Genomic DNA, 18,533 nt, shown 5'->3' with positions numbered 1-18,533 from the left:
TTATTCAGGCGGTCTTGACACTACCGCAATCATTCCCTGGTTAAAGGAAACTTTTGATTACGAGGTCATCTGCTGCTGTGTAGACTGCGGACAGGGCGAAGAACTGGACGGACTCAATGAACGTGCAAAATTATCCGGCGCTTCCAAATTATATATCGAGGATATTGTAGATGACTTCTGCGACAATTACGTTGTTCCATGTGTACAGGCACACGCAGTATATGAGAACAAATACCTGATCGGAACATCCATGGCCCGCCCTGCCATTGCAAAACGTCTTGTAGACATTGCAAGAAAAGAAGGCGCTGTTGCCATTTGCCACGGCGCAACCGGAAAAGGGAACGACCAGATCCGCTTCGAGCTCAGTATCCGGGCTCTGGCTCCGGACATTAAGATCATTGCTCCATGGCGTATGACAGATGTATGGACCATGAACTCCCGTGAAGACGAGATTGAATACTGCAGAAAACATGGTATCGAGCTTCCTTTTGACGCAAAACACAGCTACAGCCGCGACCGTAACCTGTGGCACATCAGCCACGAAGGACTGGAGCTGGAAGATCCGGCAAACGAGCCAAATTACGATGATCTTCTGGTGCTTAGCGTTACCCCGGAAAAGGCTCCTGATGAAGGAGAATATGTAACTATGACATTTGAGAAAGGTGTACCAAAGAGTATCAACGGAGTGGAGATGAAAGTTTCCGACATCATCCGCAAGTTAAATGAACTGGGCGGAAAACACGGAATCGGTATCATCGACATTGTTGAAAACCGCGTTGTCGGCATGAAATCCCGCGGCGTTTATGAAACTCCCGGCGGAACCATTCTCTACGAAGCACATCAGCAGTTAGAAGAACTTGTACTGGACCGCGCTACTTATGAAGTAAAGAAAGAAATGGGTGATAAACTTGCCCAGGTTGTATATGAAGGAAAATGGTTTACTCCTCTGCGGGAAGCCATTCAGGCATTTATCGAAAGCACACAGGAGTATGTAACAGGCGAAGTTAAATTTAAACTGTACAAAGGCAATATCATCAAAGCCGGCACAACTTCTCCATACTCTCTTTACAGTGAATCCCTGGCAAGCTTCACAACCGGCGATCTCTACGATCACCATGATGCCGACGGATTCATCAATCTGTTCGGACTGCCGCTGAAGGTGCGCGCTATGAAAATGCAGGAAGTAAAAAAAGAGACGAAATAGTTAATTTGGGACGTAACAAAGTTAAACTTTGTTACGTCCCAAATTGCATTTTACCATGGGTAAAACTGCGATTTACCCCGTCCCTTTTTGCGCCTGCTCCGCATTGGGATAAATCTGCTCCAAATGCCGCCGTCTCTGCTATCCACCCTAAAAAGCTGTAAACAAAGAACAGCCAAAGTATTTCATATCCTGAGTAAATCATTTATCTTCTACCTTTCTTTCCAGACTCTCCAGACATTTTCAAAGCAAATTTTCTCTATTTGGCGCTCTGTAAGTCCCGCCCTTTTCAAGGCATCCCACAGCTGCCCCAGAAAGCTTTGATCCGGAAGATCCATCTTATCCATTCCGTCAAATCCGTCAAAATCCGTTCCCAGGCAAGGAAGGTCCTCTCCGCCTTTATCGATCATATGTCTGATATGAGCAGTCATTACCTCTATCCGGGATTCTTTCGGTGTGCCGAGGAAAGGACCGTAAAAATTAAGACCTGCTATGCCTCCATTTTCTCCCAGCGCCCTTAGCATTTCATCGCTTAAATTTCTCGGATGGTTGGCAAGCGCCCTGCAATTGGAGTGGGAGGCCGTCACCGGCTTTTTGCTCTGATTGAGAACGTCCCAGAAGGTGCCGTCAGAAGCATGGGAGAGATCTACGAGCATTCCCAATTCATTCATCCTTTCCACGACTTCTTTGCCAAAAGCCTTCAGCCCCTTTTCCATCCTGTCCTTTTCATTGCTGTTTGGAAATCCGATACAGTTTTCATAATTCCAGGTAAGGGTCAGAAGTCGGATTCCTCTGTCCCAGAGTTCTTCCAGCCGCTCTATTTTTCCATTCAGGATCCCTCCGTCTTCTACCGTCAGCACTGCTCCGCATTTTTTTCCTGTCCGGAAATCTCCAAGTTCTTCTTTTCCCGTAATCGGAACAATTTCTTTGCCATAAGTTTCCATCTGCTCTTTCCCATATCGGATCATATCAAGAACATGGAAGTAGCCATTTTCATATTTTTCCTCTTCTGTTCTCCCTTCCATGGCGTCACGGTACAAAAAGCAGGCGAAAAACTGTACTGCAACTTCTCCTGCCTGCATTTTTCTGATGCTGACCGCGCCGTCATTTTCCAAAAGATCCCCCTTTCCTCCCAGATCCATAAGGCGCCATATGGTATCACAGTGCAGATCGATCACACTCATATTTGTGCTCCTTTCTTTCATACATATACTTATACTACTTTATCAAGACGGAGGAAGTACTATGACTCCCACTTCCCTTCCTTTTATTGGTGTCGTTATGTGCGGTTTTATGGATCAGCGCCAGTTCGTCACCCACTCCTACATCTCTGCCATTGTCCGCTCCGGGGGATGCCCCATTGTCCTGCCCTGCACAGGGAAAAAGGAAGCGTCGCTTCAGGCCGCCTCCATCTGCCACGGATTTCTCTTCTGCGGCGGAGGAGATGTGACGCCCCTTCTTTTTGACCGGCCGCCCCTTTCCTCTGCCGGAGAAACAGATTTCCAAACCGATCTGTTTCAGCTGTCCCTCATGAAACATGTTCTCACTCTGTCGCGCCCCGTCCTGGGTATCTGCCGGGGAATGCAGCTTATGAACATTGTGCGGGGAGGGGAAATTCTGCAGGATCTTTCCCTTCACAGCGAACCCTGTCTGTGCCACATGCAGCATTCCCGTCTAAGAAGCGATCCTTGCCATTCCATCGCCCTCCACAAAGATAGTATACTATATAATATTTTAGGAAATTATGTGGAAGTCAACAGTTTTCATCATCAGGCTGTCCTGACTGCCGGAAAAGGAATATCCATCACAGCCCACTCTCCCGACGGCATTGCAGAAGGGATAGAACTGACCGGTCGTCCCTTCGCGGTGGGCGTCCAGTGGCACCCCGAATGCATGATGAACTCCGCAAAAATGCGGCGGCTGTTCCGCTCTTTTATATCTGCTGCGTCCAGGGGGATATAGCTTTCCTTATTCAAAAGGATAGCGGATTCCCCAGTCTTTTCGCAGAGTGTCCATCCATTCCATCATTTTTAAGGTTTCATTGTGAGGCATTTCCGGGCATTCAAGGCGTCCCTCCTCCAGAGCCTTTTTACAGGAGAGCACCTCGTACTCATAACCGGTGATCTGAGGAGGGATATCGATCCTTTCTTTTAACTTTCTGTCCGGTGTAAAGATCTCAATCCGGTCAATGTTATTAATGTTGTATGCAATGAGATAACCCTCTGTACCGTAAACAATACCGTACTGTTCTGTCGCCGCCAGCATCCCGGTGTGGATAGTCGCTGTTTTCCCTTCCGGATAGGACAGTATGATGCTGTCCTGTGCATCCACGCCAGTCTTATATTTCACACATGCGGACGTCATTTTTTCAACATCATTACCCAGCACCATACTTGCAAAATTCAAAGGATAGATTCCTACATCCAAAAGCGCTCCGCCTGCCAGGGCCGGATCTGTCATCCTCTTCTTATCTGTCAGGGCATAGCCCAGATTTGCTGTAAGAGAACAGATCTCTCCCAGCTGCCCGGAGGCAATGATATGGTCTATTTTCTTTCTGGAAGGCATATATCTGGTCCAGATGGCCTCTGTAATAAAAACCCCTCTGTCTCTGGCACAGTCCAAAAGCTCGCGCGCCTGATCGGCGTTGGCTGTAAATGCTTTCTCCATCAAAATCGGCTTTCCATATTTTATACATAATTTTCCGTGTTCCAGGTGGTGAGAATGGGGAGTCGCTACATAGACAAGCTCCACCTGTTCATCCTGAAGCATTTCTTCATAAGAGCCGTAGGCTTTTTCCACATGGTTTAATTTTGCAAATTCTTCCGCTTTTTCCAGACTTCGGGAAGCAACTGCATACGCGCTTGCTCCTTCCATTCCATTCAGTGTTTCCGCCATTTTTTTCGCAATATTTCCCGCTCCAAGGATTCCTACTTTCATTTTTTTCTTCCTCCGCTATATTTTTATATTGCATTTACTGCATATTTTCTCTGCCTTTTAACCATACTAATCCTGTCAAATAAAGTCAACAGCAAGGAGGAAAAGAAATGTCAGAATTATCCGTTTTGGATCTTCAAAACCTTCGCCACCTTATCGGCGGCTATGACACAAGTCATTGCAAAATGACAGAATATGCAAACATGACTGAGGATGCCGAGATCAAAAAGCTTTTTCAGGACGCTGCCGACAGCGCCATGAAAAACAAACAGGAACTGATGCGTTTCCTGTAACTTTCCTAAAGGGCTGTACGCCTTTTCACAAACCGGTCCATCCGGCATGAACATGTAAACTCAAAGGGAGGGAAAGAAATGTTAAACGAAAAGACAATGGTAGCTGACGCTCTGGCCGGAGTCAACGGCGAGCTGACCCGTTTTGGTGAAATGATCCCGCAGACAGAAAATCAGGAATTAAAACAGTGTCTGAAACAGATGAGAAATGCCTGCGAGATGTCACAGGAGAAAATTTTTGAGCTGGCAAGATCCCGCAGTTATTACGTTCCTGCCGCAAAAGCATCACAGCAGGAAATCGAACATGTCCGTTCAATCCTGACACAGCCGGCAATGAAATAACTGCCGGAAGCAGGCCGCTTCATTAAAAACAGATTTTTTCATCGGGGACGGGACTGTCAAAAGTCCCGCCTTTCTTTTTTGTATTTCTCCTAATAAATGAATAAAAAACTTTAAAAAACTTCATATTTCTTGTAGTTTTTTACAGAATTACTGGTTTTTATCAATATTTTTGCAAGAACCAATTGACGATTCTTCAATTTACCGCTACAATGGTAGCATTGAGTAAAATATGGGAAAATGAGATGGAGGATGCAAGGATGGCAACAACATATGAAGAATTATCAAAAGAAGAATTGCTGGAAATAAAATCAGAACTGGAAGCTGAATTTGAAAAGGTAAAGGCACAGGGACTGAAGCTGGATATGTCCCGGGGCAAACCGTCTACAGAACAGCTGAATCTCTCTATGGGAATGATGGATGTCCTGAACAGCGACTCTGACCTTGTCTGTGAGGAAGGAGTGGACTGCCGCAATTACGGTGTCCTGGACGGCATACGTGAAGCAAAGCAGCTGCTTGCTGATATGATGGAAGTTCCAAAGGAAAACATTGTAATTTTTGGAAATTCCAGCCTGAACATCATGTATGATACGATTGCACGCTCTATGACTCACGGAGTAATGGGAAGCACTCCCTGGTGCAAACTGGATAAAGTCAAATTCTTATGTCCGGTTCCCGGATACGACAGACATTTTTCAATTACAGAATATTTCGGCATTGAAATGATCAACGTGCCAATGACTCCAACCGGCCCTGATATGGATATTGTAGAAAAGCTTGTCAGCTCCGATCCGGCCATCAAAGGAATCTGGTGCGTTCCAAAATATTCCAACCCCCAGGGAATCACTTACTCTGACGAGACAGTGCACCGTTTTGCAAAACTGAATCCTGCTGCCGAAGATTTCCGTATCTTCTGGGACAATGCTTATGGAATCCATCATTTATATGAAGACAAGCAGGATTATCTCATTGAAATCCTTATGGAATGTAAGAAGGAAGGACATCCGGATATGGTATATAAGTTCTCCTCTACTTCCAAGATCAGTTTCCCGGGTTCCGGAATTGCCGCCATCGCTGCATCCACTGAAAACCTTAAGGCAATCCGCGAGCAGATGAAGATCCAGACCATCGGTCACGATAAAGTAAACCAGCTCCGCCACGCAAGATATTTTAAAGATATTCACGGCATGGTACAGCACATGAAAAAGCATGCAGATATCATGCGTCCTAAATTTGATGCCGTTTTGGAAACATTGGAACGGGAAATCGGAGGGCTCGGCATCGGCTCCTGGCTGGCTCCCCGCGGCGGCTATTTTATCTCCTTTGACGCTCTTCCGGGATGCGCAAAGAAAATCGTTGCCAAAGCAAAAGAAGCCGGTCTTGTCATGACAGACGCCGGAGCTACCTTCCCCTACGGAAAGGATCCACAGGACAGCAACATCCGTATTGCTCCATCCTATCCGACCACCGAGGAACTGAAGATCGCTACTGAAATTTTTGTATTAAGTGTAAAACTGGTCAGCATCGAAAAAATACTGGCCTCTAAATAACCCCCTTCATAAAATGGGGCAGGCCGGACAATTGTCCGCCTGCCCCATTATTTTTCTCCTTCCAGCGTCTGCCTGATCATACTCTCCAAACCTTCTTTGCCAACCATGCCGCTTACATAGCCGTAAATTTTCCCTTCCTTATCGATCATATAGGTTGTAGGATACGCCATGATCCCGAATCTTTCCATCAGCTGTCCTGATTCGTCCATCAGCACGGGATAAGTATAGCCGTTTTCCTCAAGAAAGGCAGTAATTTCCTTCCTGCTTCCTTCTCCCGAAATTCCGGGAAAAGCAACTCCCAAAATTACTGTATCGCTCCCGCTGCCTTTCGCCTGATATTCCTCATACAGATTTTGTATGTCGGGCATTTCCCTCTTGCATACCGTACACCATGTTGCCCAGAAATTCAGAAGAACTGCCTTCCCCCGATAATCTGACAGCCTGTGCTCCTGCCCATACTGATCTGTCAAAGTGAAATCAACAGCTGCCGAAGGATCTGTCTTTGCACTGTCTTCTTCTGTGTTTTCTCCTGCTCCTTCTTCTACACTGTCCTCTTCCCCATTGTCTTTTGTTTCATCATTCTGCACGGACTCTGATTCCAGGGAGGGCGTTGACAGATACCCTGTCACTCCATTCATCTTTCCTGTCATCATCATAAGCCCCATGAGGATCATCAGCACCGCTCCTGCCCGCGCCGTATATCTTACAATATTTCCATGCTTTTTGAAAATCTTCAGTAAAGTTGTGGTAAATATACCGACAGCCAGGAAGGGAATAACAAATCCCAGCGTATAGACACCGATCATCAGAAATCCTTTCGTCCTTGTGGCCGCTGATGCCGTCATCAGCAGCACGCCAGACAGCGCCGGTCCCACACACGGCGTCCATGCAAAACTGAATGTAAATCCCATCAGCAGCGCTGTAACCGGAGACATAGCCATCCGGTCAAATTTCAAGGGAAGCCGATGTTCATTTCCAAGAAGTTTAGACGTCCCCAAAAGGCCAAACTGATACAATCCAAGAAGGATCACAAGGGCTCCTCCCACTCTGGCAAACACAGCCTGATGTTCGGAAAAGAACTCTCCTGCAGCTGACACACCCATCCCCAGCAAAAAGAAAGTAAAGCTGATCCCAGCCACAAAAAACAGCGTATGGGTCAGAACCTTTCCTTTCTGGTATTGCAGCTCTCCGCTGTCACCTCTTCTGACCGCTCCCCCTGACAGATAACCGATATATAAAGGGATCAACGGAAAAATACAAGGTGAAAAAAAGCTTAAGATCCCCTGCAAAAATACTGTAATTACAGGAATACTTATATCCAGATCAAATCCCATAAACCTCTCCTTTTTATTTTTTACCATCATATAAGTCTTACTGCCTTCTGTCAACAAAAAAATTAGCGGCCTGTCCATATGCAGCAAATGGATTTGACAGTCCTCCCGCCTCTCTTCTATAATAATATTGTTGCTGCTCTGAAATTGCAGCATTACGCCAGGATCAGAAATATTCAGGAGGATCAACACCGATGCAGGAAAGTAAACTCTTAACCGGAAATATTACAAAAAGTCTGCTGGTTTTCGCACTTCCCATGATTGCCGGAAATCTGCTCCAGCAATTTTACAATATTGCTGACACAATTATCGTCGGACGCTTCCTTGGGGCCGATGCTCTGGCTGCGGTAGGTTCTTCTTACACTCTGATGACATTTCTTACTTCCATCATCCTGGGCCTGTGTATGGGCAGCGGCGCTTCCTTTTCCATCAGCTATGGAAAACAGGATGAAGTTCGTATGAAGGGAGCTATTTTTCAATCGTTCCTTTTTATCGGAGCCGTTACTGTTGTTCTCAACCTGGCTGTTTTTCTTGGCATCAACAGCATTATCTGGTTCCTTCGCGTCCCCGCTTCTGTCACTGATCTGATGCGGGACTATCTGCTTGTCATTTTTGCAGGGATTCCTGCCACTTTTTTCTATAATTATTTTGCCTGCCTCCTCCGCTCTGTTGGAAACTCCAGGATTCCACTGATCTTTCTGGCTGTTTCTGCCGTCATGAATATTGTACTGGATCTCCTTTTTGTCCTCTCTTTCCATTGGGGCGTAGCGGGCGCTGCCTTTGCGACTATCCTGTCTCAGTATGTCTCCGGAATCGGACTTGCGCTGTATACTCTTTTTCATTTTCCCTCTCTTCGCCCCCGAAAAGAGAATTTCAAGTGGGATAAAGAAATTTTCCGGGAAATCACCGGTTTTTCTTTCCTCACCTGTATCCAGCAGTCAGTCATGAATTTCGGTATCCTCATGGTGCAGGGACTTGTCAACAGCTTTGGCCCGGTTATTATGGCTGCATTTGCCGCTGCTGTAAAAATCGATTCCTTCGCCTATATGCCGGTACAGGATTTCGGAAATGCCTTCTCCACTTTTATTGCACAAAATTTCGGAGCAAAAAAAGAAGACCGCATCAGACAGGGAAGCAGAAGCGCATTCCTTGTTTCCTTTTTCTTCTGTCTGGCTGTCAGTCTTCTCGTCTGTATCTTTGCCCGTCCTCTTATGCAGATCTTTGTATCTGCCGATGAGACGCAGATCATCGAAGCCGGAGTCCACTATCTTCGCATTGAAGGCTCCTGCTATTTTGGGATTGGTATTTTGTTTTTATTATACGGACTGTACCGCGCTATCGCCCGCCCGGGCATGTCTGTCGTTCTGACAGTCATTTCCCTTGGAACCCGTGTGCTGCTGGCCTACACACTCTCTATGGTGCCATGGATCGGGGTTACCGGCATATGGCTATCCGTTCCGATCGGTTGGGCTTTAGCAGACCTGACCGGAATCTTTGTATACCGGAGGTTGAACCGGCGCCCCCGCGCCACCAAACCGGTCTCCTAGTTTGTCATAATCAAATGTTAGCGTCGGTGTACAAGGGGACAATACGCTCCAAGCCGCGTAATTTCGGGGATTTTCTTTGTTATCCTCATTCCGCGTACGTCCAGTACGCCTCAATCGTCTGCCTTGAAAAACCCCGAAATTCCTGCGGCTGGAGTCTGTGAGTCGGGAAGGAGCAGATTTTAGCCCCTTTTAGGCACTTGAACGACGCGTACAGAGACGTACGCGGAGTGAAAGTAACGAAGAAGGGACTAAAATCTACCCTTCACCGACCGTGTTGCCCCTTGTACACCGACGCTACTCTTCCTTTTGCAGAATCCTTACAATTTCCAGCATATACATCTCATGGTAGTCCTTCTCCGGATAACATTTTATGTCATTCTCTTTTTCAATAAACAGTGTCGGATCCACCCACTGCGTATACTGTTTCTTTCCCACAATAATGAGTTCTGCCTCCTCTACTCCTACTGTCCCATCCACATAATAGGGATGAAGACCCGCAGCTTCCCATTTATTCATATCTTTTCCCGACTTTGTACCACAGATCTTCAATGCTTCCCGGTAACCGTCCGGCAGGAAAGATATAGTGAGCATATCATTCTCGTCTGCAAATTTTTTGGTATAGCGCTGAGGGCGGATAAAAATTTCCACAATACTTTTTCTCCAGAGTGTTCCAAACAACCCCCATGATGCCGTCATCAGATTATTTTCCTCTTCATCCCCTGCCGCAATCAGGATCCAGTCTTTATTTGTCCTTGTAAAGGGATTGAATGTCATATCTTCCACAGTAATTTCTTTAAATTTCATTTTCTTCCTCCGCTTGTCATTAATATATTATTATATCATTTTTTTCTGCGTCTATATCAATGTATAACCTCCGTCCACACACAACATCTGTCCGGTTGTATAGGCTGACAGATCTGACGCATAGAATACGGCAATCCCTCCTAGATCCTGATCTGGATCTCCAAAACGCCGCATCGGTATATGGCTTAACAATTTGGATCTTACATCCGAATCTTCAAACAAAACTTTTGTAAGTTCTGTCTGGAAAAATCCCGGTGCGACCGCATTCACCGTAATTCCATGAGACGCCCACTCTGCTGCCAGCGCTTTTGTCATCTGCATCACACCGCCTTTGGCGGCCACATAAGAAACGATATCCTCCCTTGCAACAACCTTTGCATTGATGGACGCAACATTAATAATCCGCCCTCTGATCTTTTTTTCTATCATATGCCTTGCCGCAGCTTGACAGGTAAAAAACACACCTTTCAGCTGTACCTCCTGTACCCTATCCCAATCTTCTTCCGTATAATCCACTGACGGTTTTCTGACATTGACTCCTGCGCTGTTCAAAAGGATATCCACATGTCCTGCCAAATCTACCGCCTCTGCCACCAGCTGGGAAGCACCGTTTTTCCCACTGATATCTGCTCGTAGTCCAAAAGCCTTTCCGCCGGTTTTTTTCTGTATTTCTCCTGCTGCTTTTTTACATTCTTCTTCTTTTCTGCTAGCAAGGATTACCTGTGCTCCTGCCTCCGAAAGAGCTTCTGCCATTCCCCTTCCAAGTCCCCTTGACCCTCCAACGATCAACGCATTTTTTCCGTTCAGAGAAAACATTTTTTCAAAACCCATATTTCTTCCCCTTTCTATAGTTGTACCAGAAACTCCAACACAAATGATAAAATATATTTTTTACATCGATTCCCTCTATTTTTCAAAAAAAATAGAATTGGTCGTTGAATTATGTTAAAATTAGAATATTAGGAGGTTTTTATATGATAGAATCAAATGAATCATGGCTTTTGCCCATGCCCAAAAAAAATTTGAGCCGCATGGTTACTGATAAAATTACCGAAGCCTTGGCAACCGGACAGCTCAAACCCGGTGAGTATCTTCCTTCCGAAAATCAACTTTCTGAAAACCTGGGAGTCGGAAAATCCAGCATCCGTGAAGCAATAAAAATGCTGGAGGCAGTCGGCGTCGTAGAAATTGTAAAAGGACACGGCAGCCGTATCCGTACTTCTATTGATTCCGATGCCTTAAACCCGCTGACCTATCAGCTGATCCTCCAGAGCAATTCTTCACAGGATAATCTGGTTGAATTTCGTCGCATCATTGAAAACGCTGTCAGCTGCCTTGCCGTAAATACAATTACTGATGAAGAGATCCTTTTTCTAGAAAAGTTGCATGAACAAATGAAAGAAAAAGCCAAAAAAAAGGAAGACACATTGGAATTAGATGTCCAGTTTCATGAATATATCTATTCCGCAACAAAAAATCCTTTTTTTTCCTGTATCGGGAATGCGATCATGAAATTGTTCAAGCCTTCCATGGAGGTTTCCAACTCCATCTATCAGAATATTGTGCTGGAAAACCATGAACGGATCCTTCAAGCCTTTAAAAAGAGAGATCAAAATGCCATGCACGACGCAATTCTTCACTCTATCAATAAGTGGGATACCCTGACACTGCATCATTAAAATTCGGACTGGCAGTTCCGCAAGATATGCCAGTCCGAAAACCTTTTGATTTACTATATGGAGCTGATTAGTGCTGCCGCAATACAAACAATCATTGTGAATACGGCTATAAATATGCCTGCCAGTGTGTAGGACTTAAGTCCTCCCTTTACAGTGTAGCCGGACATGTTGGTTACAACCCAGAAACCACTGTCATTTACATGTCCAACACTGATTCCGCCGGCTAGGCACGCCAGTGCGATAAAAACCGGATGCAGTGTTGTCATACTGGCAAAACCAGCCATTATGTTCATGGAAGTGATGGAAGCAACTGTTCCTGAACCAAGCGCTATTCTGAACACTACCGCTATGATAAAGGCAAACAGTACCAGAACAACCGGCGAAGTTCCAATTGATGTAAAGCTTTCCGCAATGATGTCAGCAAATCCGGTGGCACTGATCACAGCTCCAAACGATCCGCCGGCTCCGGTAATCAGAAGAACGATACCGGAATCTGCAACTGCTTTATTCGCTACACTTTCCAGATTTTTCCCAATAGATTTAATAGAGATCAAATAAGCAGCCAGAGTTCCAAGGAGCATGGCGATTGTTTTGTCTGCGAGAAATGACAGTACAGCGGAATCCACTCCAAATGCTGTACTGACTGTGTCAAGCAGGATGCAGACAACCGGGAGCAGCAAAGGAATCAGAGCCATACCGAAGCTTGGTGCTCCTTCCGGGATTGGCTTTGACTCACTCATTTCCAAAATTCCCGTTTCATCTTTTTCTTTATTCCAGAACCCTTTATCCAGCATTTTAAAATAAATCGTTGTTCCTATAATATAGACGAAAAGGCAGACAACTGCCCCTACACCAAGCATGATACCAAGATCAAAATGAAAGATCTGTGCAGCTGCAAGAGGATTTGGTGTAGGCGGAACCAGAGTATGTGCTCCGGCCGCACCGATCGTTACAGCGCCAATGGCGTATGGCAAAGGTTTTTTCAAAGTTTTACTTACTTCAATTGCAAGAGGTACAAGGATAATAAAAGTAATATCAAAAAATACCGGTATTGCAAGAAGAAATCCCGCAAATCCAAGAGCGTAAAGCGCATATTTCTCGCCGGCTTTTGCTACCAGCGTTTCTGCAATCACACGAGCGCCTCCATTTTCTTCCAGCAGTTTTCCTAAAATAACGCCTAAACCGATTGGAAGACCGATTCCAGCCATTAGGTCGCCAAATCCGGTTCCAATTGTTGTCGCTGTATCTAACAGATTCATGCCGCATCCAAGCCCCATGACAAGACTTCCAAAGATTAACCCGATAACTGGACTTAATTTCAATTTCATAATAGAAATCAAAATCACAACGATTGAAATAATAAGCCATAATGATACCTGTGCCATTTCAGACATATTCTTTCCTCCCTTCTTCCTTTTAGAAAGGGACGGTCTGTTCGATCCGCCGTCCCTTTACGTAATATTAATTAATCTTTTCAAAGAGTCGTTCTTCTGCCTTTGTAAGTTCGCTTTCCATTGCCTTTTGGCTCAGTTCTTTCAGAGTCGCCAGATCATTCTCCTTCTGTTCTTTCTCCCATTCCTCTGCAAATGCACCGTTGCGTATTCTGTCATATCTGTCGCGGAGAAATTCTTTAATCTGTGTCGGATCAAAAAGTTCAAAACTTTTAAGCTGTCCATACTGGCTTGTATGTGAGTGGAACGGAAGCTGTTTGAACATTCCCATTTCTGCTGCCTTCTCCATCATGAACATAGGTTCTTTTGAAATGTATTCCTCCATCAGTACTGCTTCTTCCGGATGTCCCATTTCTACATGAAGTTTAAATGCTTCTACAAATACATGATAGATAATCGGCCAAATTCCCTGTTCTGTCATCAGATCCAGGCATGTTTCATCATCAAAGCATACCTCAATCGCACCTTTTTTCGTGGAACCTATCGCTTTACAAAGGGCTTTGCCATATTCCAGCGCTTTCCCGGACGCATCCTGCGCAACGCCTACAAATGCTGGGAAGCCTTCTCCTCTTAGATACATCTCACGAACTCCTTCTCCAATCATTCTCGGAGCTGCCATAACAACATCTACATACTCAGGCGGAATAATCTTTTTGAATGTAATATTGTAGGCGGAAGCGAAATTAACAATATTGCCCTTTTCCAATCCAGGAGCGATCTGCTCTTCAAAAATCTTCGGTGCAAATTCGTCTGGAAGAAGCATGAAGATCACATCAGCCATCTTGCAGGCCTCAGCGATTGGAAACACCTCAAATCCGTCCTTTTCCGCCTGATCATAAGATCCATCATGACGGCTTCCTACGATGATCCTCTTTACGCCGGAATCTTTCATATTCAGAGCCTGTGCACGCCCCTGATTTCCGTATCCCACAATTGCTACTACCTTGTCTGTTACCAAACTCAAATCCGCATCCTTGTCATAATAAATGTTTGCCATTTCTTTTCCTCCTTAATCCTTTTACTTATCTGATATCAGATGTCTTATATCTGTTATCACAATACTCTATTTAAGCATAATAGTCAATACATTTTGATTTTATTTTCCTTTTTTATTAATTATGCACAATTAATTTTTCTATTTTTGTGATATTATGCTATTATCTTTTCTATTGAGCGACAAATTTTTCTTCTTCCTTTTCATCGTCAGTTTCATCTATATAAAAAAAAGAACACCTCAAAAATTAAATTTTAAGGTATTCTCAATATTATAAGAAATTAAGCTGTTTTCCCCTTCAATGCAGTGTTTTATATATTTATCGTGTAAAATAATTCTTCTCCTATATCCCGACTGGCAGGCGTTGGCTTCCAGTGCGTTAGCAAGAAAAACTCTTCCCTAGACCTGCATCTCCAATCAAGATGCCATTGAAGCCTTGCGGATACAATCAAATCCGTCAATATTTTTTCTCTGCTTTCTCTAATTCTTTGATTGCTATTTCTTTACTTGGAAACATAATGTATCTCTTCTCCCATTTTATTTCTACATCATATCTATATTGCACGATTAATGTTATAACAGTAAACTGCCGAACCGTCTGCTCGAACTGAAAGTTATCTTTTTGTGTAGACCAAATCTGTCATTCCATTATACGATTGTGTTTTAAGCAGCTTCAACTCAATTTCATGATCTGTCTTTTCAAAAAGCCGAATGCCCGCCCCCAAAATGATTGGGATAACGGTAATGTAATAATAATCAATGATATCTTCTCTAATTAACTGTTGGATCAGGTTTGCTCCACCACATATCCAAATACCTTTCCCATTTTCTTCCCGTATTTTTTTCAACAAATCAACAGGTTTTTCGCTGGTAAAACGGATCTTATCGGAAGACGTTTTTTGATTATGTGTTACAACATAGGTTATAAAATCATCATACACCCACTCATTTGGCGAAAGTTCAGTGACAATTTGCTGATAGGTATTCCATCCCATTATCACAGTATCAATATCTTTCACAAATTCAGAATATACATCAATATTATCAGCATCATTACCATGTCCGCCCAGCCAATTGACACTCCCTTTACTGTCTGCGATATATCCGTCAAGACTCATCGCTATAAATAAACTGATTTTTTTCATAATTCCCCCTATGGTATATAAAATTTTATCTATGAATATACATTCTTGTCATACCAGACCCATTATCATCTTGAACCATACACAGAAATTCCCAACCATATCTTTCGTAAAAACTTGTATGGTCCGTAATCAAATAAATCGGCGTTATTCCTTTGGACTTCATATCATCCACAACTATATCAAGTAATTGTCCCGCAATTCCCTGGCAACGATATTCTTCTTCAATATATACCGCACATACATTTGGTGCAAGGTCTTTTCTGTTATGAAAATCATTTTCTATTGCCCCAAGACCGCCTACAATCCGCTCTTTATCTAAGCAAAGATACCAACCGTATTCCGTTTCATTATTAAGATAGGCTTCCATACATTCAAGATAAGCTTCTCGCGGCACTCCCCATTTGTCATGAAACCATGCGGCAGCGGCTTCTTTCAATTCCGGCTTTTGTCTTAAGGTAACATAGCTATATTCATTCATATTCTTATCTCCTCAAATCTTACTTTCTCTATTCCTTCATAATATTATACTTTGTAATTATTTACATCATTTATCACAAAAATAACGCAGATAACATTTCTATTATCTGCGTCATTCCACTGATGAAATACTCGTAACCTGCGATTTTCACCAAATGCTTTAATATTTCTAAGCATCGTATTCTATTATGAAAATTTCTTTTCAATTACTTCTGTACAATATTTATAATTCTTCCCGGCACATAGATTTCCTTTACAATGGTTCCGGTCAGTTTGTCTTTGACAGCTTCTTTTCCTTTCTCCAGGGCTTCTTCTTTAGAAATCTCTGCAGGAAGTGATACGACTGCTCTTGTTTTTCCATTGATCTGGACAGCGATCTCAATCTCATCGTCCTTCATAGCTTCTTTATCGTAGGACGGCCATCCTGCATGGAATACAGTCTCTTCATGTCCCAGCTCTTCCCACATTTCCTCTGCCATATGAGGTGCAAACGGAGCAAGGAGCACAGCCAGAGCTTCCAATGTCTCTTTGTCTACGCCGCCGGCTTTCTTCGCGATCTCTGTCAGCTTGTTTGTATGTTCCATAAATGCGGAAATAACTGTATTGAGGCTGAAGCTCTCCAGACGAGTTGTAACATCATAAATCAGTTTATGACGTTCTTTTACCATATCCTTTGACGCCTCGATCTCTTTCTCCTTGCTGTCCTGAAGGAGGTTCCATACTTTCTTCAGGAAACGATATACTCCGTCGATTCCTCTGTCATCCCACTCGGCATCCAGTTCCGGCGGACCTACAAACAGCTCATACATTCTAAGAGAATCGCATCCGTAATCTCTTACCAGATCATCCGGAGATACGACGTTTCCTTTGGATTTGCTCATCTTGATACCATTCTTTCCGGTGATCATTCCCTGATTGAACAGCTTTGTAAACGGCTCGTCAAAATCGATCACTCCGATATCACACAGGAATTTTGTGTAAAATCTGGAATAGAGCAGATGGAGCACCGCATGCTCTACACCGCCGATATACATATCTACCGGAAGCAGCGCATCTGCCTTCTCCCTTGATACAAGCTCCTCGCTGTTGTGATTATCCACATAGCGCAGGAAATACCAGGAAGATCCTGCCCACTGCGGCATGGTATTTGTCTCTCTCTTAGCTGGTTTTCCACATACCGGACACTTACAGTTTACCCATTCCTCGATACCTGCAAGCGGTGACTCTCCTGTACCTGTAGGCTCATAGGACTCCACATCCGGCAGACGGAGCGGCAGCTCCTCTTCCGGTACCGGCACAGCGCCGCAGTCCGGACAGTGTACGATCGGGATCGGTTCTCCCCAGTAACGCTGACGGGAAAATACCCAGTCACGCAGCTTGTAATTTACCGTAGCTCGTCCGATTCCCTTTTTCTCTATAATATGCGGGCCTTCCTTTTTCAGCACAGAAGATTCCATTCCGTTCCACTCGCCGGAATTGATCATGATTCCTGATGCCTCGGTATACGCCTCTGTCATATTTTCTATTTCTTTACCGTCTTTGGAAATAACCTGAACGATCGGGATTCCGAATTTGGTAGCAAATTCAAAGTCACGGTCATCATGGGCAGGTACGCACATGATCGCTCCTGTACCATAATCCGCCAGTACATAATCGGACAGCCAGATCGGCGTCTTCTCTCCGTTCAGCGGGTTGATGGCATAACTTCCTGTAAAAACGCCTGTCTTCTCCTTATCCTGCAGACGATCCACGTTTGACTTCATGGATGCCTCATAAATATACTGGTCAACCGCCTCTTTATATTCCGGTGTAGCGAGCTCTGCCGCCAGCTTATGTTCCGGAGCAAGTACCATGAAAGTAGCGCCGTACAGCGTATCCGGTCTTGTGGTGTAGACTGTGATCTTATCGTCCCGTCCTTCTACCGGGAAATCCACTTCCGCTCCGTAGGATTTACCGATCCAGTCAGACTGCATCTTTTTCACTTTCTCCGGCCAGTCAAGCTTGTCCAGATCATTTAAAAGACGCTCTGCATAAGCGGTGATCTTCAGCATCCACTGACGGAGGTTTTTCTTCGTCACTTCCGTACCGCATCTTTCACATTTTCCGTTTACAACCTCTTCATTTGCAAGACCTGTCTTACAGGACGGACACCAGTTGATCGGAAATTCTTTTTCATATGCCAGACCCTCTTTGAACATTTTCACAAAGATCCACTGTGTCCATTTATAAAATTCCGGGTCCGTTGTATTGACTTCCATATCCCAGTCATACAACGCTGCGATCTGGTTGATCTGCTCTTTGATGTGCTTTACATTTTCTGCAGTAGATTTTGCCGGATGTACTCCCATCTTGATCGCATAGTTTTCTGCCGGAAGTCCGAACGCATCCCATCCCATGGGATGAATAATATAATATCCCTGCAATAATTTGTATCTGCTCCACACATCAGAAATAACATATCCTCTCCAGTGTCCTACGTGGAGGCCATTTCCTGATGGATACGGAAACATATCCAGGCAGTAATATTTCTCGCGCTCTTTGCCAGTCTTATCTACTTTGACGTTAACTGGATTTTTCTCCCAGTTTTCCCGCCATTTTTTCTCAATCGCCTTATGATTATAAGGTACAGCCATTATTCATTCCTCCTAAATCATGCATACGCGTAAATACTCTTCCTTGATAAATGCATATACAGCCAAGAGTATACACTATCTTTTAATTTTACCATACGAGTTTTTCCTGTCAAGTTTTCCCCGGCAATTATCTTTAATAATATGTAAGAAAATTTCCC

Annotated in this window: 17 protein-coding genes; 7 read left to right on the top strand and 10 right to left on the bottom strand. The window is 44.2% G+C overall.

Annotated elements, in window-relative coordinates:
• On the top strand, positions 1 to 1,204 hold a 1,204-nt coding region (locus WJ238_RS11820; RefSeq protein ID WP_337607029.1), incomplete at its 5' end, for an argininosuccinate synthase.
• Between the two features lie 209 nt (positions 1,205 to 1,413).
• Here WJ238_RS11820 and WJ238_RS11815 read toward each other — a convergent pair.
• Positions 1,414 to 2,385: a dipeptidase gene (locus WJ238_RS11815; protein ID WP_337607028.1), complete on the bottom strand. Its 972-nt coding sequence runs from the start codon at positions 2,383 to 2,385 to the stop codon at positions 1,414 to 1,416.
• Between the two features lie 61 nt (positions 2,386 to 2,446).
• Between WJ238_RS11815 and WJ238_RS11810 the strand changes: the two genes are divergently transcribed.
• A complete protein-coding gene (locus tag WJ238_RS11810; RefSeq protein WP_230105570.1) occupies positions 2,447 to 3,163 on the top strand; it encodes a gamma-glutamyl-gamma-aminobutyrate hydrolase family protein in 717 nt (238 codons plus the stop codon).
• A gap of 6 nt (positions 3,164 to 3,169) precedes the next feature.
• Here WJ238_RS11810 and WJ238_RS11805 read toward each other — a convergent pair whose 3' ends face one another.
• The gene (locus WJ238_RS11805) at positions 3,170 to 4,138 is read right to left on the bottom strand and encodes a Gfo/Idh/MocA family protein (protein ID WP_337607027.1); all 969 of its coding nucleotides are present in this window, start codon (positions 4,136 to 4,138) and stop codon (positions 3,170 to 3,172) included.
• Positions 4,139 to 4,245: 107 nt separating this feature from the next.
• Between WJ238_RS11805 and WJ238_RS11800 the strand changes: the two genes are divergently transcribed.
• The 3 genes from WJ238_RS11800 to WJ238_RS11790 all read left to right on the top strand — a co-directional run bounded on the left by WJ238_RS11800 (position 4,246) and on the right by WJ238_RS11790 (position 6,314).
• Complete coding sequence (locus tag WJ238_RS11800; protein WP_230105568.1) at positions 4,246 to 4,428, top strand: hypothetical protein; 183 nt, start codon at positions 4,246 to 4,248, stop codon at positions 4,426 to 4,428.
• Positions 4,429 to 4,506: 78 nt separating this feature from the next.
• A complete protein-coding gene (locus WJ238_RS11795) occupies positions 4,507 to 4,767 on the top strand; it encodes a spore coat protein (RefSeq protein WP_256195445.1) in 261 nt (86 codons plus the stop codon).
• A gap of 257 nt (positions 4,768 to 5,024) precedes the next feature.
• Complete coding sequence (locus WJ238_RS11790; RefSeq protein ID WP_230105566.1) at positions 5,025 to 6,314, top strand: aspartate aminotransferase type Ic; 1,290 nt, start codon at positions 5,025 to 5,027, stop codon at positions 6,312 to 6,314.
• Positions 6,315 to 6,361: 47 nt separating this feature from the next.
• Here WJ238_RS11790 and WJ238_RS11785 read toward each other — a convergent pair whose 3' ends face one another.
• Positions 6,362 to 7,648, bottom strand: coding sequence for a cytochrome c biogenesis protein/redoxin (locus WJ238_RS11785; RefSeq protein ID WP_316269212.1), 1,287 nt, complete (start codon positions 7,646 to 7,648; stop codon positions 6,362 to 6,364).
• 191 nt (positions 7,649 to 7,839) lie between these two features.
• On the opposite strand from WJ238_RS11785, the gene WJ238_RS11780 reads away from it, so the two are divergent.
• On the top strand, positions 7,840 to 9,192 hold the full coding sequence (locus WJ238_RS11780) for an MATE family efflux transporter (protein ID WP_337607025.1): 1,353 nt from the start codon (positions 7,840 to 7,842) through the stop codon (positions 9,190 to 9,192).
• Positions 9,193 to 9,486: 294 nt separating this feature from the next.
• Here WJ238_RS11780 and WJ238_RS11775 read toward each other — a convergent pair whose 3' ends face one another.
• Both WJ238_RS11775 and WJ238_RS11770 read right to left on the bottom strand, forming a co-directional pair.
• A complete protein-coding gene (locus WJ238_RS11775) occupies positions 9,487 to 9,996 on the bottom strand; it encodes a flavin reductase (RefSeq protein ID WP_230105564.1) in 510 nt (169 codons plus the stop codon).
• A gap of 51 nt (positions 9,997 to 10,047) precedes the next feature.
• Positions 10,048 to 10,827 (bottom strand): SDR family NAD(P)-dependent oxidoreductase, encoded by a 780-nt coding sequence (locus tag WJ238_RS11770; RefSeq protein WP_230105563.1) that lies wholly within the window; start codon positions 10,825 to 10,827, stop codon positions 10,048 to 10,050.
• Positions 10,828 to 10,970: 143 nt separating this feature from the next.
• On the opposite strand from WJ238_RS11770, the gene WJ238_RS11765 reads away from it, so the two are divergent.
• Positions 10,971 to 11,675: a FadR/GntR family transcriptional regulator gene (locus WJ238_RS11765; RefSeq protein ID WP_337607023.1), complete on the top strand. Its 705-nt coding sequence runs from the start codon at positions 10,971 to 10,973 to the stop codon at positions 11,673 to 11,675.
• Positions 11,676 to 11,728: 53 nt separating this feature from the next.
• On the opposite strand, the gene WJ238_RS11760 is transcribed toward WJ238_RS11765, so the two are convergent.
• From WJ238_RS11760 to leuS, 5 genes are all read right to left on the bottom strand, one after another.
• Positions 11,729 to 13,069, bottom strand: a complete 1,341-nt coding sequence (locus tag WJ238_RS11760; RefSeq protein WP_256195454.1) for a GntP family permease — start codon at positions 13,067 to 13,069, stop codon at positions 11,729 to 11,731.
• A gap of 67 nt (positions 13,070 to 13,136) precedes the next feature.
• A complete protein-coding gene (gene ilvC, locus WJ238_RS11755; RefSeq protein ID WP_230105560.1) occupies positions 13,137 to 14,123 on the bottom strand; it encodes a ketol-acid reductoisomerase in 987 nt (328 codons plus the stop codon).
• A 611-nt stretch (positions 14,124 to 14,734) separates the two neighbouring features.
• Entirely contained in the window at positions 14,735 to 15,265 is a 531-nt protein-coding gene (locus tag WJ238_RS11750; RefSeq protein WP_316270047.1) for a dihydrofolate reductase family protein, read from the bottom strand.
• 25 nt (positions 15,266 to 15,290) lie between these two features.
• A complete protein-coding gene (locus tag WJ238_RS11745) occupies positions 15,291 to 15,743 on the bottom strand; it encodes a GNAT family N-acetyltransferase (RefSeq protein WP_337607022.1) in 453 nt (150 codons plus the stop codon).
• Positions 15,744 to 15,948: 205 nt separating this feature from the next.
• Positions 15,949 to 18,375 carry a leucine--tRNA ligase gene (gene leuS, locus WJ238_RS11740; RefSeq protein WP_337607020.1) on the bottom strand — a complete coding sequence of 809 codons (2,427 nt, stop codon included), beginning with the start codon at positions 18,373 to 18,375 and terminating at the stop codon, positions 15,949 to 15,951.
• Between the last annotated feature and the right edge of the window lie 158 nt (positions 18,376 to 18,533).

The organism is Claveliimonas sp. (assembly GCF_037273965.1).
GTDB classification, from domain to species: Bacteria; Bacillota; Clostridia; order Lachnospirales; family Lachnospiraceae; genus Claveliimonas; species Claveliimonas bilis.
This window is presented reverse-complemented; position numbering and strand designations above follow the sequence as displayed.